This is a genomic window from Halobacillus litoralis, assembly GCF_004101865.1.
Lineage (GTDB): Bacteria > Bacillota > Bacilli > Bacillales > Halobacillaceae > Halobacillus > Halobacillus litoralis_A.
On the sequence record NZ_CP026118.1, the window covers coordinates 1,116,890 to 1,134,492 of the forward strand.

15 protein-coding genes are annotated in these 17,603 nt (G+C 41.2%); 6 read left to right on the plus strand and 9 right to left on the minus strand.

Features of this window, described 5'->3' with window-relative positions:
* Positions 1 to 240: 240 nt before the first annotated feature.
* Positions 241 to 1,263 carry a TIGR00341 family protein gene (locus HLI_RS05640; protein WP_128523811.1) on the minus strand — a complete coding sequence of 341 codons (1,023 nt, stop codon included), beginning with the start codon at positions 1,261 to 1,263 and terminating at the stop codon, positions 241 to 243.
* 102 nt (positions 1,264 to 1,365) lie between these two features.
* Here HLI_RS05640 and HLI_RS05645 point away from each other — a divergent pair, with 102 nt between their 5' ends.
* Genes HLI_RS05645 through HLI_RS05655 form a run of 3 tightly spaced genes read left to right on the plus strand, consistent with a single transcriptional unit; the run spans position 1,366 to position 5,083 of the window.
* Positions 1,366 to 2,847 (plus strand): spore germination protein, encoded by a 1,482-nt coding sequence (locus HLI_RS05645; RefSeq protein WP_241655942.1) that lies wholly within the window; start codon positions 1,366 to 1,368, stop codon positions 2,845 to 2,847.
* Positions 2,844 to 3,953 carry a GerAB/ArcD/ProY family transporter gene (locus tag HLI_RS05650; RefSeq protein ID WP_128523815.1) on the plus strand — a complete coding sequence of 370 codons (1,110 nt, stop codon included), beginning with the start codon at positions 2,844 to 2,846 and terminating at the stop codon, positions 3,951 to 3,953. Before HLI_RS05645 ends, HLI_RS05650 begins: the two co-directional genes overlap by 4 nt.
* Positions 3,950 to 5,083, plus strand: a complete 1,134-nt coding sequence (locus HLI_RS05655; RefSeq protein ID WP_128523817.1) for a Ger(x)C family spore germination protein — start codon at positions 3,950 to 3,952, stop codon at positions 5,081 to 5,083. The genes HLI_RS05650 and HLI_RS05655 overlap by 4 nt, the downstream gene beginning before the upstream one ends.
* An 82-nt stretch (positions 5,084 to 5,165) precedes the next feature.
* Here HLI_RS05655 and helD read toward each other — a convergent pair whose 3' ends face one another.
* The 4 genes from helD to HLI_RS05675 all read right to left on the minus strand — a co-directional run bounded on the left by helD (position 5,166) and on the right by HLI_RS05675 (position 9,898).
* Positions 5,166 to 7,427 (minus strand): RNA polymerase recycling motor HelD, encoded by a 2,262-nt coding sequence (gene helD / locus HLI_RS05660; protein ID WP_128523819.1) that lies wholly within the window; start codon positions 7,425 to 7,427, stop codon positions 5,166 to 5,168.
* 183 nt (positions 7,428 to 7,610) lie between these two features.
* Positions 7,611 to 7,961: a hypothetical protein gene (locus tag HLI_RS05665; protein ID WP_128523821.1), complete on the minus strand. Its 351-nt coding sequence runs from the start codon at positions 7,959 to 7,961 to the stop codon at positions 7,611 to 7,613.
* Positions 7,962 to 7,966: 5 nt separating this feature from the next.
* The gene (locus tag HLI_RS05670; RefSeq protein ID WP_128523823.1) at positions 7,967 to 8,392 is read right to left on the minus strand and encodes an ATP-binding protein; all 426 of its coding nucleotides are present in this window, start codon (positions 8,390 to 8,392) and stop codon (positions 7,967 to 7,969) included.
* A gap of 429 nt (positions 8,393 to 8,821) precedes the next feature.
* Complete coding sequence (locus HLI_RS05675; protein WP_128523825.1) at positions 8,822 to 9,898, minus strand: undecaprenyldiphospho-muramoylpentapeptide beta-N-acetylglucosaminyltransferase; 1,077 nt, start codon at positions 9,896 to 9,898, stop codon at positions 8,822 to 8,824.
* A gap of 109 nt (positions 9,899 to 10,007) precedes the next feature.
* Between HLI_RS05675 and HLI_RS05680 the strand changes: the two genes are divergently transcribed.
* The 3 genes from HLI_RS05680 (at position 10,008) to HLI_RS05690 (ending at position 12,781) form a co-directional block, all read left to right on the plus strand.
* The gene (locus HLI_RS05680) at positions 10,008 to 11,363 is read left to right on the plus strand and encodes an MATE family efflux transporter (RefSeq protein WP_128523827.1); all 1,356 of its coding nucleotides are present in this window, start codon (positions 10,008 to 10,010) and stop codon (positions 11,361 to 11,363) included.
* 329 nt (positions 11,364 to 11,692) lie between these two features.
* Positions 11,693 to 11,959, plus strand: coding sequence for a CD3324 family protein (locus tag HLI_RS05685; RefSeq protein ID WP_128523828.1), 267 nt, complete (start codon positions 11,693 to 11,695; stop codon positions 11,957 to 11,959).
* Between the two features lie 258 nt (positions 11,960 to 12,217).
* Positions 12,218 to 12,781, plus strand: a complete 564-nt coding sequence (locus HLI_RS05690; protein ID WP_128523830.1) for a GNAT family N-acetyltransferase — start codon at positions 12,218 to 12,220, stop codon at positions 12,779 to 12,781.
* A gap of 147 nt (positions 12,782 to 12,928) precedes the next feature.
* Here the strand turns inward: HLI_RS05690 and HLI_RS05695 are convergent, their stop codons facing one another.
* From HLI_RS05695 to HLI_RS05710, 4 genes are all read right to left on the minus strand, one after another.
* Positions 12,929 to 14,353, minus strand: a complete 1,425-nt coding sequence (locus HLI_RS05695; RefSeq protein WP_128523832.1) for an aldehyde dehydrogenase family protein — start codon at positions 14,351 to 14,353, stop codon at positions 12,929 to 12,931.
* Positions 14,354 to 14,565: 212 nt separating this feature from the next.
* Positions 14,566 to 15,753, minus strand: coding sequence for a NupC/NupG family nucleoside CNT transporter (locus tag HLI_RS05700; protein WP_128523834.1), 1,188 nt, complete (start codon positions 15,751 to 15,753; stop codon positions 14,566 to 14,568).
* 532 nt (positions 15,754 to 16,285) lie between these two features.
* Complete coding sequence (safA, locus tag HLI_RS05705; RefSeq protein WP_241655943.1) at positions 16,286 to 16,909, minus strand: SafA/ExsA family spore coat assembly protein; 624 nt, start codon at positions 16,907 to 16,909, stop codon at positions 16,286 to 16,288.
* A 145-nt stretch (positions 16,910 to 17,054) separates the two neighbouring features.
* The gene (locus HLI_RS05710) at positions 17,055 to 17,540 is read right to left on the minus strand and encodes a hypothetical protein (protein WP_128523836.1); all 486 of its coding nucleotides are present in this window, start codon (positions 17,538 to 17,540) and stop codon (positions 17,055 to 17,057) included.
* Between the last annotated feature and the right edge of the window lie 63 nt (positions 17,541 to 17,603).

A 17,603-nucleotide genomic window follows, 5' to 3' on the forward strand; every position in this document is an offset into this window, starting at 1 on the left:
CGATAGGATTTCGAGAAAATTATACCGTAAGGGCGAAGGGGAACAAGGAGACTCCTGCGGGACAAGAGTGCAGGATGAGACCCCACAGAGCGTTTGCTCGAGGAGGCTCATCGCGCTCCCGCGGAAAGCGAGTTGTTCCCCGCAGCCCTATAACCTCAATAAATGTCTCGAAATCAAGCTTCATAGAAAACAGCAAGCTTGTTGAATAACTGTCTAATATATCTTCAAAAAAATAATATTCTATATGACACCATGGCCGATTAAGATGAAAGCGGCGAGAAGCAGTACGATCACGATTACAAATACAATTGCTAGCGGTCTTGAAACATTCGCCCGCTGTACTTCTTCCCAACGGACAGGCCTGATTCCGCTAATGGAAAATATCGTGACCGCAGCTAACAGTATAGACATAATATTAACCGTCACTAACAAAAAAGCTCCATAAGCAGAAGCAAAGGCACCGTGGCCAATTGACATTCCCAGCGCTACCGAGGGTGGGAGTAAAGCGACAGCTACCATGACACCGACTAAATTCCCGGAGAGCCGGTTGAGAAACGCAAGAGCTCCTGCAGCACCTGCAGCCACCCCAAGGAAGATATCTACAATTGTCACTTTCGTTCTATCCAAATATTGATCATTTTGCATCCCTATATCAGTGAAGTAGCCAAAGGCGATTGAAATTATAAGAATGATCGCAACCCCATATACGGATGTGATCACAGACTTACCAAGCAACTTGTAGTCACCAAGAATAGCCGAGAACGCTATTGCAATGACTGGACCTATCATTGGTGCAATAACCATCGCTCCAATGACGACCGCTTCACTATCCTTCAGGAATCCGACCGTAGCTACAATCGCAGATAATAAAATAAGAAGGGAATAATTCATTGTAATATGACTGTTTTTCTCTACAGCATTCATTAATTCATGGCGACTTGACCTTAATAAATGCGCTTTTTCTTTCTCTGCCTCGTCTTTCTTCTTTTCTTCCTCTTTCGCTTCATCATGAATTGTGTTTTTCGCTAAATAAGTGTGAACAGGAATGAGTAATGTCTCAAAACCTTCCACGACGTTAGATACCTCTTCCAAATAGTTCAAAATCTCTTCCACTTCTCTTTTTTTCACTAAAATGCGCACAAGCATTCTTTCTTCCGACTCACTTGAAACCCAATATGAACGGTGGTCGTATTTTTGAAGCTTGTCATTGATAGATTCAAAATGCTGATCAGGTATATACACTTCAATCAGCTGTAAATTCATCTCTTATCACCTCATTCCTTCAGTAATACGCAAACCTTTATTTTTCATAATGTCCCCTTTTTTCCACATACTAATTCCAACTTGATGAAAGGAGGGGATTACATGTCTGAGCAGCTACCCATGAAAGCAGATGCCTATATGGATGTGATGAAAACACAATTCAACGACAGCCCTGACCTTATCCAGAAAGTTTTCCATATCAAAGGGCAAGCAATTATTGTCCACTTCATCTCCTATCAAGTTAAAAGAGAACGGTTGGAAAGAGATTTATTGGAAAATATAACGAACTCTCAGAAACGTTGGACGAACGAGGGTTTGATCAACAAAATACCGCTATCTTCTACGGAAAAACAATCGTCTCTGGAGCAGATTACTACAAAACTGATCCACGGTAGTGTAGCTGTATATATCGAAGGAGAAAAGGAAGCCGTCCTTTTCGCTCTTCCACAACAAGACCATCGAAGTCTTAACAGGGCTGAGACAGAGTCGCTCGTCTTCGGACCGCAAGTTTCCTTTACCGAATCATTGATAACAAATTTGAACGTTGTCCGGTGGCGCCTGGATACCGATGACCTTGTCGTGGAAAAATTGATTGTCGGAGAACGTATACAATCAGAGGTGCGTATCGTTTATTTGAAGTCACTTGCCAATGATGAAAATGTTGAGACAATGAGACAGCGGATCAAAGATCTAAAAGTTGCCGAAGTAGAAGATACAAGTGTGCTAGGACAATTGATTGAAGACTCTACAAGCAGTGTATTCCCTCAGCTCATTTTCACAGAATTGCCGGACCGGTTCTGCAATTCTGTATCTAAAGGAAGAGTCGGGGTGATGGTCGATAAAAGTCCAACAATGTTGATCGGCCCTATGACTTTGTTCAGTTTCTTCGAATCAACCGAAGATCTTTATATGCGCTGGAACATGGGATCTTTCATACGCCTGTTACGTTTCTTAGCTATGGCCCTATCGATCGTCCTCACGCCGATGTACGTAGCAGCTTTAACCTTCCATTATGAAATCATACCAAGTACCTTACTCGTTTCTTTAGGACAATCTCGTTCGACTGTGCCGTTCCCGCCAGTCATTGAAGCTTTGTTATTAGAAGTTTTGATTGAATTATTAAGGGAGGCAGGCGCTCGTTTACCTACAAAAGTCGGTCAAACGATGGGTATTGTAGGGGGGATCGTATTAGGGCAAGCTGCAGTAAAGGCAGGATTCACAAGTAATATTTTAATTATTATCATCGCTTTAAGCGCCCTGGCTTCTTTTACTGCTCCGAGTTACTTAATGGGAACAGCTGTCCGTATCATCCGCTTTCCAATGATCATCCTGGCAGGTGCCTGGGGGTTGATCGGCATTGTTTTCGCATTGTCATTCCTTATCATCCATTTACTTAAACAAAAATCGTTGGGAAGGCCATACTTGGCACCGATTTACCCTTTTCAATGGAAAGACTTCAATGACTCGATATTTCGGCTCCCTTTCAAAAAAAATAACTATCGTCCGTTAAATGTGATGCCCAAAGACACAGAACGTTATAGTAAAGCTAAAGCAAGCGAGCGAAAAGATGTGGATCCATCATGAAAACTAATATTTCATTGGACCCTGGTAAATCTGTCCAAGCCTTTTACCTGTTTTTCATCATTCATACTTCTCAGATCGGAGCAGGAGTGATGGGGGTACCTAGGATTCTCGTTCTGGAAGCCGGTTCAGATGCCTGGATTTCTGTACTTATCGCCGGCGTTTATCTTCATATAACGGTTTTCTTAATGCTCAGTATACTTCGAGCTTATGACAATTCAGACATCCTTGGCATACAAGGGGACCTATTCGGAAAATGGATAGGAAAGATATTAGGTCTCATGTATGTTCTCTATATTTTCCTGCTCGTCTTAACAGTCATGAAAAACTATATCGAAGTTGTTCAAGTATTCATTTTTCCGGAAATGCCGATATGGCTGATGAGTTTATTCTTGCTCTCACTGATGGTCTACAGCATCATCGGCGGATTCAGAGTGGTAGTAGGGACTGCTTTCATCTTCTTTTTCTTGACGATCTGGCTTGCTTTGACCATTTATAAACCGATGACGTACATGGATTGGGAACATTTTTTACCTGTCATGCATCATTCCTCTCCAATGGATCTATTTATGGGAGCGAAACAAGTCGCCTATTCTGTCTTAGGGTTGGAAATTCTGCTATTTGTCTATCCCTTCATAGAGGATAAAAAAAAGATATCTCTTCCTGCCCACGCAGGAGTGTTATTCACGACCTTTCTCATATTACTTGTGACGGTTGTTTCCATCGGTTATTTCAGTCCTGATCAGCTGAAAGCAACCGTATGGGCTACACTCTCATTGTTCAAGATTATTAGTTTCTCTATCGTTGAACGCTTCGATTTCATTGCGGTCGCTCTTTGGATGATGGTCATTATCCCGAACCTCGTCTTATTCGGATGGATGATCGTACATTCCATGAAACGTCTATTCAATACGCCAAAAAAACCAACCCTCTATGCTTTGGCTTTTTTGTTGTTCATCGCTTCAATAACCATAGAAAAACGAGTAGGTGTCAACCAACTGACGTCGATTACTTCAGAAGTAGGCTTTTGGATTGTCTTCGTCTATCCATGGTTCATTTACATCATCGTCATGGTTAAGAAAAAGTGGCTGAAAAGAGGTATTTCATGAAAAAAGCAGCTATACTCCTGATGGTAATGATCTTTCTTGCCGGATGCATTCCAAAAAATTATATAGAAAGACTTGGTATCATCACAGCGGTCGGCTACGATTTAATTGAAGATGACCGGCTGCGCGGTACTTTAGTGATGTTCCAGTTCGATCCCACAGCAGCGAATAACTCTCAAGTTGTTACTGGTGAAGCTGAAACTTCTAAGGGAATCCGCTTTGCTACTAACCGGCTCACCAGCCAACAGCTCGTATCCGGGCAAGTAAGGTTGGAAATTTTCCAAGATCAATTAGCAAGTAAGGGAATGATGAAATACATGGATACATTACAAAGGGATGCAAAAATATCAGATATGGGATACTTGGCAGTTAGTAATGTTCCTACGAGCACAATGCTAAAATCCAACAACTCAGAATCGCACCCGAATACAGGGAATTACATTCAACAGTTAATTGAAAAGAGCATTAAAGATGAGTCTATTCCTAATGCAGTACTTACGGGATTCATGCATGATTTTTATGACACCGGTAAAGACCCTGTCTTACCCTTATTGACATTAGAGGAAGACAAGACTGTCATACAGGGATTGGGCCTATTCCAGGATGACCGCTTCGTAGATGCCATTTCACATGAGCAAACCTTTTACCTTATGTTGATGAAACAGGAATTTGATCATGGGCAATTCCAAATTGAACTGGACTCCGATTCGATGCAGGATTTTTATAGAAAGTCAACGAACGAACAAGTATCAGAAGGGGACTTACATGTCTCACTCCATGAATTAAGCACCGAACGCACGATCAAACCAACGAAAGGGCAGCCCACGAAGCAAAGTGTCCATCTAAAAATGGAATCTCGTCTGCTTGAAATTACTAAAGAGATCGAATTAAAAGATAAAAAAGCCATCAATGCACTTGAGAAAGAACTTGAAATAGCAATCGAAAAAAAACTAGGCAGCATTATGACCATTTTTAAAGAAGCCCAGGTGGACCCTGTAGGATTCGGTGCGAAATACAATACAGAAAAACGCTCCAATCGTGTTACCAATGAAAACTGGCGTGAACAAATTCCAGAGCTTGATATAGAATTCAAGGTGGATTTCAAGTTGTTACGATATGGCATAACAGAGTAAAACAAGCCCCCGTCTTGACCAAGATGGGGGCTTGCCGTTGTCCGCTGTCATACATGAATTCACCCTGATCAGATAGAAAAAGTCAAACTTTACGGAAACGATCATTAGAAACACGATGCAGTAGAAAATCTTCTTCCTTCTCACCTATCATATACAGGCGGTGCAGTGGTCTAGTCATCGCCACATAAAGCATTTTCAAATCCAAACTGTCCTCTGTATAAGGGTGAAAATGACTATACAAAAATACGACATCAAACTCTAATCCTTTAGCAAGATAAGCAGGTAAGATGACCCTGTTTGCCATTTCCTTCTGCTCTTCGCCCAGTCCTTCGAAACCTAACTGAAGAGAATCGAGATGACCTCTTACTTCATCTGCTTCTTTTTTCGATTTTGTAACAATGGCAAAGCTTTTCATCCCACTTTCAAGAAGTTCTTGTAAGAGAGTAAGGAATTTCGCTTCCCACCCCTGCTCTTTTCTAATAAAAGCAGGTGTTTCCCCGTGCCGCACGACTGGTTCAGCTTTCGGCAGGTTTTCAGGCATAAGGGTGAGCAGTGCATTGGCGAGGTTCATAATCTCGATCGTCGTCCGATACGTTTTTTGTAAGGTTAAATAATTGGCACTACTAAAAACATCCTCTTGCAGTGTTTCCCACTGTTTCAACCCTCGATAATTATAAATACCTTGCGCCAAGTCACCGACAATCGTAAAAAGGTCTGTTTGAAATGCTTTGCGAAGAGTGAATATTTCTAAGAAGCTGTAATCCTGTGCTTCATCAATGACGACCTTCTTTGCTTGATCATCTTCATGGAGTCCCGTCAGAAACGTCTTCAAATATAGCAAACCAGCTAAATCCTCAGATTGAAGATGTTTTTTCTTAAACAATGCCCTTGATTCTGCCCTCATATCTCGCAGTACTTTCGAGTCCTCAGAATGAAGGGAAAGAAATATCTCTTCGTTAAAGAGCTCTTGGTAGACTTCGAGCAGCTTCAGTTTTGGGTATTGCTTCATAAACCTGGAAACGGCGGTTCTTGATAGTTTCTTAATTTCCGCCAGCCGCTCTTCTTTTCTAGTGATCAAAAAACTGACCCTTATTTTCCGTTTCTCTGCATTTCGCATACCGTAAAGGGCACGGTCCAACTCTTCATCATATTTTTCAGCCATTTTATCTAAAATCTGTTTCTTCTTTCTTCTTAATTCGCTCTGTAAGACAGATTTGATTTTCTTCACACGGACTTCATATGGAAAGTAGCTGTATTCATCATAGAAAAGACGATTGATGCTTTTGGCACTTTTAATTCGGAAGCCGGCAAACATAAAATCTTCTTTCACTTGGTAGGATTTTTTCAATAGTCGGATATAGGCATTTAATAAATCTTTAAAGAACTTCGAACCTTTTATTGCTGCGAATTCAAGGGTTTGAGGATCACGATTTCCTTCAATTGTCTGCATTAATACTTCATGTTGGGTGAGCACATGCCAATCAATACCAGTAGCTTTTTGCACAAACTCAATAAAAGTGGATTGTTGGGCGCGCTGAACCCCGAGTTCTGGTAACACTTCTGATATGTATTGGATAAATAAACGGTTCGGAGCGAGTACCAACATGTCTTCAGGTTTGAAGATTTCTTTCATCGTGTACAAAAAATAAGAGATTCTATGCAAAGCAATCGTCGTCTTGCCACTCCCTGCCGCTCCCTGGACGATAATCGGTTTTCGCAGATCTGCACGAATAATCCTGTTTTGTTCTTCCTGAATGGTAGAGACGATTTCCGTCAAACGGCTTTCGGCATTTTGAGCCAAGGAATCTTGCAGCAGCTCATCTTTGGTGGTCAGGTCGATATCGCGGAAATTCTCTAAGTTTCCTTCTTCAATTTGATACTGTCGCTTTAATGAGACATGGCCTTCATAACGTTCACCCAAAGCTTCATAACTTACCTCTCCGATTCGTCCCTCATAATACACATTCGCTAAAGGGGAGCGCCAATCCAAAATGATAGGCAGCTGAGTCTCGCGGTCAAACAAAGACATTTTTCCAATATAGAAGGTTTCTCGATCTGGTTTTTCTTTACGATGAAAATCAATGCGGGCAAAATAAGGTTTCTTGCGTAGTTGTTGGAGGCTTTCCAGTTGCTCCTTCGACATTTTCATAAAATTAGCATGTGACAACATTTCTTGATAGCGAAGACTACTATCTTTGAAGCTGAGGTTTTCGAGTGTATCTTCCTGTCCCTTCTTCAGAGCTTCCTGACCGATTTCCTGTGAGTCAATCAACCGCTCCATATAAGCTTTCGTAAAAGAAAGTCTTTCCAATTCTTGTTTCAAATCCGGGTGGCCTTCAGACATCTGTCATTCTCCTCCTCCATCATATTGGAATGACGCGTGAGCGCTGACCCTTCATGCAGTTTTTTCCAAAGCAACGAAATAATAACATACCACACCCGAAATGGAAGCGCAATCAAGTTTTTTAAATACTAATAAAACAAAGACACCCTCCCCGACTGAGAAGGATGTCTTTGTTCCAGACCATTATCTTCGTTTACTTTCTGCATATTTGGGAAGTCTGCTCTCAAAAACAACAAAAGAAAAAATACGAAGAAATATGGGATATAAAGCTAGAATCGCTATCAAATCACCTATGGACCCGAGGAAGTCTGTCATGAACAAAACCGCAGCAAAAATGACCATCAAGATAACAGTAATCAGCCCTGCCCGGCCATTCACAGGTGTCCAGGCTCCTGCAATAGTCCTGGTATCCTGTTCTAATAAATCGAAACAGCGATAGTGATAAGGTCTTACTCTGAACCAATTTGAAGCAGTTATGAGTTCATCCCTATCCTGAATTTCCTTATAACAATAACGACAGACATTAGTGTTCACAAAATCTACTCCTGAAAAAGATATTTTTTCATTAGCAAACATTCATTGCCTATATCATTATAACGTATTACGTCCATAACTCTAAGCATTAATGTAATCCCCCGGCCCCTTCTTTCTAAATCTTCAACAGTGGGAAACCATTGTTTGATATCACTAGTGACTTGATAAGGCTTCCATTCGAATCCACTTCCCTGGTCTTTCACCCTCACTAATAGTCGTGAGTTCAAAAAAGAAATGTTCAGTTGGATTGGATAATCATTTCTTTGATCATGGCCGTGTTCCCAAGCATTCCAAACAGCTTCTGAAATAGAAGCGTCCACTAACAATTGATCATTCCCATAATATTTAGCCAGATAGGGATGATACTCTTTCCTGATTTTTTTCATGTCTCTAGGATGCCTGATGTTTGCTTCAAAAGATGTCCTCATCATTCAACCTCTCCTCTGCTGATTAAATGAATCTTATCTACACTCCCTTTTTCATAAGAGATTATGTTCATTCTTCTATTCCCTATCTATTACAAAATTAAAAGGGGAAATATGTTTTATTGATGGCATCGGTCCATCTTAGCAGATTATTAAAAATCAAAAATGTCCAAGTATAGAGTTATTATTCCCCAAGCCATAAAAAAAGACCTCATGTTTGCTCAAGAGGCCACTGTAAAAAATTTTCAATCTAGAGGAGCTATTAAAGTTTGTTGTTGCTTCTCACGAATCGCTTGTCGGTTGATGCTTGCCGCGGGCACGGCCTCACCACCGAACACTCATCGTGGAATCTACGGGCTTTTTCTTTGTTGCATAACTCAGAAGGTTCCAGTTCTTCAGTAGCCTCTAGCTTTAACATGGAGGTCCGCCTGTTGCTTATTCAGTACGTTCATGCTCTTGGATAATATCGATCACCTTTTCTTTAGTTCGCTCACTTTGGTAACTTTCCATATTTTCAAGTATTTCAGCATCCTCACTCATCAACTGACGTAAGTCTTTCAACAACCGTTCATCCGTCAGTTCCTCCTCTTCAAGTTTGATCGCGTACCCTTGTTTAACAAAAGAATCCGCGTTCAATATTTGATCTCCCCGGCTTGCTTTTCTCGATAAAGGAATAAGCAGCATCGGCTTTTTCAATGCTAAAAATTCAAATATAGCATTCGAACCAGCGCGGGAAACAATGTAATCAGTCGCAGCAAAGAGATCTTTCAATTCTTCATTCACATATTCGAATTGTGCATAACCTTGTCTGTGAATGGAATCATCTTTGTTTTGATGACCGCATATATGGATGACTTGGACTTGTTCTAATAACTCATCAAGATTATCACGGACGGCGTCGTTGATTCGCTTCGAACCTGTACTGCCCCCCATAACCATGATGACAGGCTTTTGCTTATGAAACGAGCAAAGAGCCAGTCCTTTTGAACGAGACCCTTCAAACAACTCTTCACGGACGACAGCCCCTATGAATTCCCCTTTTCCCTCTGGCAGGTGGTTCATCGTTTCGGGAAAAGTCGCCAGGATCTTTTTAGCAAAGGGGAACGATAATTTATTCGCGAGTCCTGGAGTATAATCCGACTCATGAATGATTGTAGGGACTCTCTTCAATTTTGCGGCCATCACTACGGGGACAGATACGAACCCCCCCTTAGAGAAAATGACGCGCGGCTTTCTCTTGCTGATGATTCTCAACGATTGAGTCAACCCTTTCAAAACTTTAAAAGGGTCTTTCAAGTTCTCCTTGGACATGTACCTTCTCAACTTACCTGTAGAAATGCCGTAATACGTGACACCCTCCAAAGGTTCAATCAACTGCTTCTCTATGCCTTCATACGAACCGATATAATCTACTTCATAACCTTGCTTTTGGAATTCAGGGATAAGCGCAAGGTTCACAATCACGTGTCCGGCTGTGCCTCCACCTGTAAATAAAATTCGCTTTTGACTCATATCACGCTCAACGTCCTTTCTGGGGTGTCTATAAATAGGTATCTATATGCTAATGTGCTATAATCCTCATATTCCTCTAGAAGAATTGTAACAGAAAAGGAAGATCTCTATGTATGAAACTAAAACATTACGTGAAAAAATCAAATTGTTCACTGTTATCCTGCTCCCTATATTAATCACCCAAATCGGCATGTATGCGATGAATTTCTTCGATACCATCATGTCAGGGAAATCAGGGGCAGATCAGCTTGCAGGTGTAGCGATCGGCTCCAGCATTTGGGTGCCTGTCTTTACTGGATTGAATGGAATACTGATGGCCATCTCTCCGATCGTCGCTCAACTGAAAGGAGCTAAAAAAGACAGGGAGATCACTTATTCTGTGAAGCAAGGCGTCTACTTAGCCATTGTCCTAGCGACACTTATCGGAGTAATCGGATTCTTTATGTTAGATCCGATCCTCTCACTTATGGATATAGAGTCAGAAGTGAATCATGTGGCCAAATATTACCTGATAACCCTTGGGATTGGGATTGTTCCATTATTCGTGTTCAATATTTTGCGCTCTTTTGTGGATGCTCTAGGAATGACAAAAATATCGATGTTTGTCATATTACTGACTCTCCCTACGAATATTCTGTTCAATTATATCTTTATTTTTGGTAAATGGGGCGCGCCGGAACTCGGGGGTGTTGGAGCAGGAATCGCTTCTGCGCTTACCTATTGGGTATCTTTCTGCATCATTATACTCATCATACATAAACTCACTCCGCTCAAGAGATATAAAATCTTTAAAAACTGGATGAAACCTTCCTTCAAGGAATGGTGGAACCAGTTGAGAATCGGTGTCCCTATCGGCTTTGCCATTTTCTTTGAAACAAGCATATTCGCTGCTGTCACCTTCTTTATGACCGCTTATGACACAAATACAATCGCTGCCCACCAGGCTGCAATCAACTTCGCTTCTTTTCTATATATGGTTCCGTTAAGTATCGCCTTCGCGCTGACCATCGCTGTAGGTTTTGAAGTTGGCGCAGGCCGCTACAAAGAAGCGCGGACATATTCTTATATGGGTATTACCCTTGCGGTCATGATGAGTATAATTGCCGGCCTTGTTCTATTCATTTTTGACGATACTGTAGCCAGAATGTACAGCTCCAATGAAACCGTAATCGAACTGACGAAAAACTTCATTTTCTTTGCAATCTTTTTCCAATTATCAGATGGATTCGGAGCACCGCTTCAGGGGATCCTCAGAGGATATAAAGACGTCAATATTACGCTTCTGATGGCTTTCATATCGTATTGGGGCATTGGACTACCAAGCGGATACCTGTTAGCCACTTATACAAGTTTAGGGCCATATGGTTACTGGCTGAGCTTGACGATCGGTTTAACTGCCGGTGCTGTCACATTGCTCATCAGGATGATCCACTTACAGAAAGGACATCTGAAATCTTTCCGTTAATGTTACTTAAGATGGCAAGGGACACTGATCACTGTAAGGTGAAAAATTACAGGACGATGCTCGCAAACCACTATATTATGAATATAATCTGAAAATCATTTATACTTGAGTATAAGTGAATAATAAGCCTAGGACAAAGGATGTGAAAAAATGCAGAAAGTTATCACGTTGAGGAAAACGGGAGCATCTCATGCAAAGCCTATGATTAGAAGGCGGCACTTTGCATGAGGGGGATTTGATCAGCTTGCCTGAACAGCCTCATATTTCTAATCGTACAGGCTTTGCACCTTATTTAGTAGATAACTAAAATAAATAAGGAGCTGGCTGAGATGAAATATGTGAACGCAAACAATATTATACCTGAAGAACTTATAACAGAACTGCAGAAATATATACAAGGTGAAACTCTTTATATTCCTAAACCCAGAGCAATGCATAAAAAATGGGGGACCTCCTCTGGAGCAAGAAAGAAAATCAATGAGCGGAACTCCAAGATTAAACAAAGCTTTTATGACGGATACTCCATCAGTGAATTAGCGGAGAAGTATTTTCTCTCACCAGAGACGATAAAGAAAATTGTTTATACTAAGGAATAGCCAAAATGACACTGATTATCTTTTAGTTGGATAATCAGTGTTTTTTTACACTCCTGGAAATAATATAACTAACAGCTTGTTCAGTTCCGACAACCAGCCCCTCGGGGTGCTTGCGCTTAGATTCATCTAGCTCCAGCGCCTCCCCAACAAGCTTTTGGTCTGGTGATATTGATTCTAAGTAATTCTTTCTATTTATTGAACTCGTGGATAAATGTATATTTATGATAAGAAAATAAGCACATTACAGGAGGGATATTGATGAGTGAAGAAGTACATCAACCTATCAAATTTTTAGCGGGTAACAGAGTCTATTTAAGACCGATTGAAAATGAGGATTTGGATTTCTTTTATAAAAATGCTCTCTGGGATAAAGAAGGACGGCGGCTCACAGGTACTCAGGCTGTGTTCACCCGGTCTGCTGTTCAGGATTGGTTTGACAGGATCTCAAAGGACGCCAGCAGAATCGATCTGGTCATTTGCTTACAGGAAACTGACCAGCTTATTGGTGACATTGCTATGCTGGAGATAGATCAGCAAAATCGTAAAGCGATTGTGAGGATTTCCATTTTCGATAAGGACTTCTGGGGGGATGGATACGGGACAGAAGCCATGTCGTTACTGTTGGAATTCGGCTTTGAGATCATGAATTTGAATAGAGTAGGTCTGGATGTCTTCGCCTACAACAAAAGAGGAATGCAATCGTATAAAAAGTTGGGATTTATAGAAGAAGGTCGTATAAGGGAAGAGCTATTCTATAACGGAGCATACCATGATTCAATTTTAATGGGAGTGAAACGCGATGAATTCCTTAAATATGTCTGATTATAGTTTGAACTGCGATGATAACCGGCATACGATTTCAATAAGAACAACACCTCCAAAGATATAAAATTGATATTTACATCTTTGAAGGTGTTAGATTCAGCCACCGAATGACAGGTGCTTTCAAAATTCACTAGGTGGTTTATTTTACTGATTCAAATTCATCACAATCAGCCGTTCTTCTGTCATCTCATCAATGGCATATTTCGGGCCTTCTTTCCCCCAGCCGCTGTTTTTCACTCCACCGTAAGGCATAAGGTCCACACGATATTGAGAGGAGTCATTGACCATGAGACCTCCAACTTCAACATTTTCAGCCGCATAAAAAGCGGTATCGATATTCTGAGTGAAAATTCCACCTTGCAGACCATACGGAGAACTGTTGACATCCTGAATACATGACTTGAGATCAGAAAATGGAAGAATACTTACAACAGGGGCGAAAACTTCCTCACAGACAACCTTCATCTCATGGTTAACTTCTGTCAATACAGTCGGTTGAAGTAAAGCCCCGTCTCGTTCCCCTCCATAGAGAATATGAGCACCCTCGTTTTTTGCTCCTTCCACCCATTCTTCAGCACGCTTCGCTTCATCCTCACTGATCATTGGGCCTACATCTGTATTTGATTCATTCGGGTCTCCTACATTCAATGATTGTATGGCATTTATAAATTTTTGTTGAAATTCTTCCTGGACCTCTTCATGGACATAAATCCTCTGAACAGAAATACATATTTGACCCGCAAAAGCATAACTTTTGGCGGCCACGTTTTTAGCTGCTGTATCTAAATCTGCTTCTTTATCAATAATGACAGGGGAGTTGTTGCCAAGCTCCAGGATGAGCTTATTCAGACCTGTATTCTGTTTCAATTTCAAGCCGACTTCAGCACTTCCTGTAAACGTGTAGAGATTAATTCTAGCATCTTCCATCATTTGATTACCCACTGTAGAACCTGAACCAACTACTACATTCAAGAATCCTTTCGGCAATCCTGCTTCTCCGAAGAGTTCCGCTAATTTCAGTGCGGAAATAGGTGTTTTGCTTGCCGGTTTCAATACGACAGCATTTCCAGCCGCAATCGCAGGAGCTATTTTATGTGCGACAAGATTGACTGGGAAGTTGAAAGGGCTGATGGCGCCAACAACACCGATGGGAACTTTTATGGTGAAGGCCATGCGATTTTCGGACCCTGGTGCTGCTTCAACAGGGACACCTTCACCATGAATCCTCTTCGCTTCTTCTGCGGCCAATTCAAAAGTCTGCGTTGCTCGATCGATCTCGGTCAACGCTTGTTTGAGCGGTTTCCCAGCTTCCAAAGTAATATTTTCAGCAAGATCCTCTTTCTTTTCTTGCAACAATTCACTGACACGCTTTAAGATTTCGAATCGCTGGTAAGGAGGCATTTGTCTCTCCTTATAGGCCTCAGCTGCTGCTTCAATGGCGATATCCACTTCTTTTTCAGAAGCTTTAGCCACTTTAGCATAGGGTTCTTGTGTGTACTTATTTAAAACCTCTTGTTGTTCCGCTGTACTGACCCATTCTCCATTAATATAGAGCTTATGCGTTTGCACAATTATCTCTCCTTTTATTGGGATCTATAGATTTTTATTTCCTTTTCCTTTCTTTTGTAAACTTTGCTGATGGAAGAACAGGACAGCTGGAGTACACTAAAGCCTTTGTAACATCTTTTTACTTCACCAAAGAAAAGTTCGCTTTTGGCCACAACACTTGCAGACAAAAAAAGGCTGAACGGAGAAAATCTCCATTCAGCCTTTTTGTTATCTTATAGAAATAGTCCTGCAATTGTTGCAGAAAGCATAGAACCAAGTGTAGCACCAATGAGAAGTTTCATACCAAAACCAGACACTTTACCGCCTTTTTCACTGTCGATTCCCTGCACAGTACCCGCAATGATACCAATGGAGGAGAAGTTAGCGAAACTTGTCAGGAATACCGTTACGATCCCTGTTGTCTTTTCTGACACACTATCAAGCATATTGCTGAATTCAAGCATAGCAACGAATTCGTTCGTTACGATTTTCGTACCCATGATAGCACCGGCATCAATCACTTCACCAGCAGGAATCCCCATCAATAATCCGATCGGAGCGATGATATAGCCAAGAAGTTGTTGAAGGGTGAAACCATTGAATATCGCACCAAAGACTGCATTAACGAGCTCTAGTGAAGCGATGAAAGCGATAAGCATAGAAGCTACGATCAATGCAATTTTACCACCATCTAAAGCTCCATTCCCCATAGCTTCGAAGAAACTCTTGGAATTGGAAACATCTTGGATGTCGACAACGTCTTCTTCTTTAGAAACTTTTACCGGAGAAATCATAGAAGCTACGATCAAAGCACTGAACATGTTTAACGGAAGCGCAACCAGGATATATTGACTTGGGAGCATTCCCAGATAAGCCCCTACGATTGATGCAGAAACAGAGCCCATAGCAGAAGCACTGACGATATATAAACGGTTATCATTCAAATTATGGAATTGTGATTTAATAGCGATCAATGCTTCTGATTGTCCGAAGAAAATACTGTTTACAGCATTGAAAGATTCAACCTTTGGAAGACCCGTAATTTTAGAAAGTCCCCAGCCAAGATACTTGATAATGAAAGGCAAAATCTTCAAGTACGTCAAAACAGATAGGATGGTAGCAAAGAAGATGATGATCAATAGGACGTTGAAGAAGAAAACTCCGCCGTCTCCGACTTGAACTCCGCCCAGAACGAAATCCACCCCTACTGTTCCATACTCAATAAGCTTATTAAAGCCCCAGGAGATGGCATCTATGATCTTTTTCCCTATTTCTGTATTGAACATGAAGGCGGTAATAAGCAATTGAACCACCAACATGACGACTACACCTTTATAATTAATATTTTTACGATCATTGGACATCAAAAAAGCGATTCCAAGAATGACCGCGACAGCAATAATCCCTAAAAGAATATCCATGAAAAAATCCTCCCCTATTTGTTTGGTAATAAACCCCATTATGAAAATGCTTACATTAACTAATACCACTATGGATTTTATCAGGTTGTCAGACGTCATGCAAGGTTTATTTGTATGTAATATTTTGCAGACCATGTCACTCTATTCCTTCATCATTTAATATGCCTTTAGTCACCGGCATTTATTCCCCTTAATACCAGAAGGAAGTCTTCTGTAAATTTTTAAAAATATAAAGTAAGAGACTATAATGATTGCCGGGAATATTTCACCAACGGTTTTCGCAGGTGGAAAAATTTCTTCAGAAAGGGGGCTCTGTTATGAGCCATAATGCTCCGATGCTCTGTTATGAGCCATAATGCTCCGATGCTCTGTTACTGGCAAAAAGATAGGAGCAACTATAACCCCTGCACCTATTGATACAATTTCTGCCAGCGAGACCACCTTCGGGACATAAGAGATTATTTTCTCGTGGGGCTAATCACCTCAATCAGAGGACAAAAAAACTGCCGCTTTTAAAAGCGGCAGTTTTATCTTATTGGCTTATGAACATTTGAGTCCAGTAGTAACCATAGCTCCCACCCTCAGCATAACCGACTCCGATTTGCCGTAAGTCAGGGTCAAGAATATTCTTTCTATGTCCAGGGCTGTTCATCCATCCGTTCACTACTTCTTCTGGTGTGCGTTGCCCTGCAGCAATATTCTCTGCTGCTTTTCGATAATGGACATTGAAATCCCTCATCATATCGAAAGGTGATCCATATGTCGGTGAGTTATGAGAGAAGTATCCTTTATTCGCCATATCTCTTGATTTATACCGTGCGACTCGTGAAAGCTGCCAATTCGCTTTCAATGCCGACAAGCCATTATTCGCTCGTTCCTGGTTCGTCAAGTCGATGACCTGTCTTTCTACCGACTTAATACTCGGCTTCATCGGGATCGTTACACGATCTCCAGGGTATATCAAATCAGGATTATTGAATTGAGGATTCGCATTGATAATTTCTGCAAGACCTATTTTATATTTTTTGGAAATCTTCCAAAGGGTATCTCCGCTCTTCACCGTATACGCATCTGTCTCGGCATGTGTCATTTGAGGGGATTGAACAAATAAAACAGCGGCAAATAACATCACCCCTAACCACATCCATGTTTTCACTAAACTCACTCCTCTTTTTATTTGTCAGAGGTAGTTTGGCTTATTACTTGGAAAATATGTAGAGATAGGAAAAGTCTGGAGAAATTAAAAGGCACTCGGCGATGGTCAGTCGCCGAGTGCTATACCATAGGGGAGGTATAATCATTTATGAATGAAACGAGCGGGCAACTTCAACCAATTGTTGTCGTGTTACACGCTGTTCATTATTTAGCTCAGTTGAAACATTTGCACGATAGGTCATCACATATGTGATATCACCTTTTTGCCATGATAGCTTTTTGGAAAAATGATTGTCTTCATATATTCCATCAATCTGGTCTGTAATGGGAAGCTTCTCTTGATCCACCCATGAGGTGGGGAAATCATCTGCTTCAGTGAACTTGATGGTCAAGAGATCGTTTTCAGTCGTGTAAAAACTTAAATCCATGACTTCCGCTTCGTTTTCCTTGTACACATCTGAAACGACACTGACCATATGAATCGGGATGAAATCAGGCAGTGCTGGATTGAATGGGAGCTGTTCGACCGCAGCGATCACTTTATCCTCATCGTAATCATAATATCCGTTTGGCACGGCATGGGTTGTATTACATCCGCACATAACAAGCGCTAAGAACGTAATCGTATACATTCTAATCCAAACTCTTTTCCACACGTTACCCTTCCCCCGACTCATTGTGAAAGTTTCTACTAT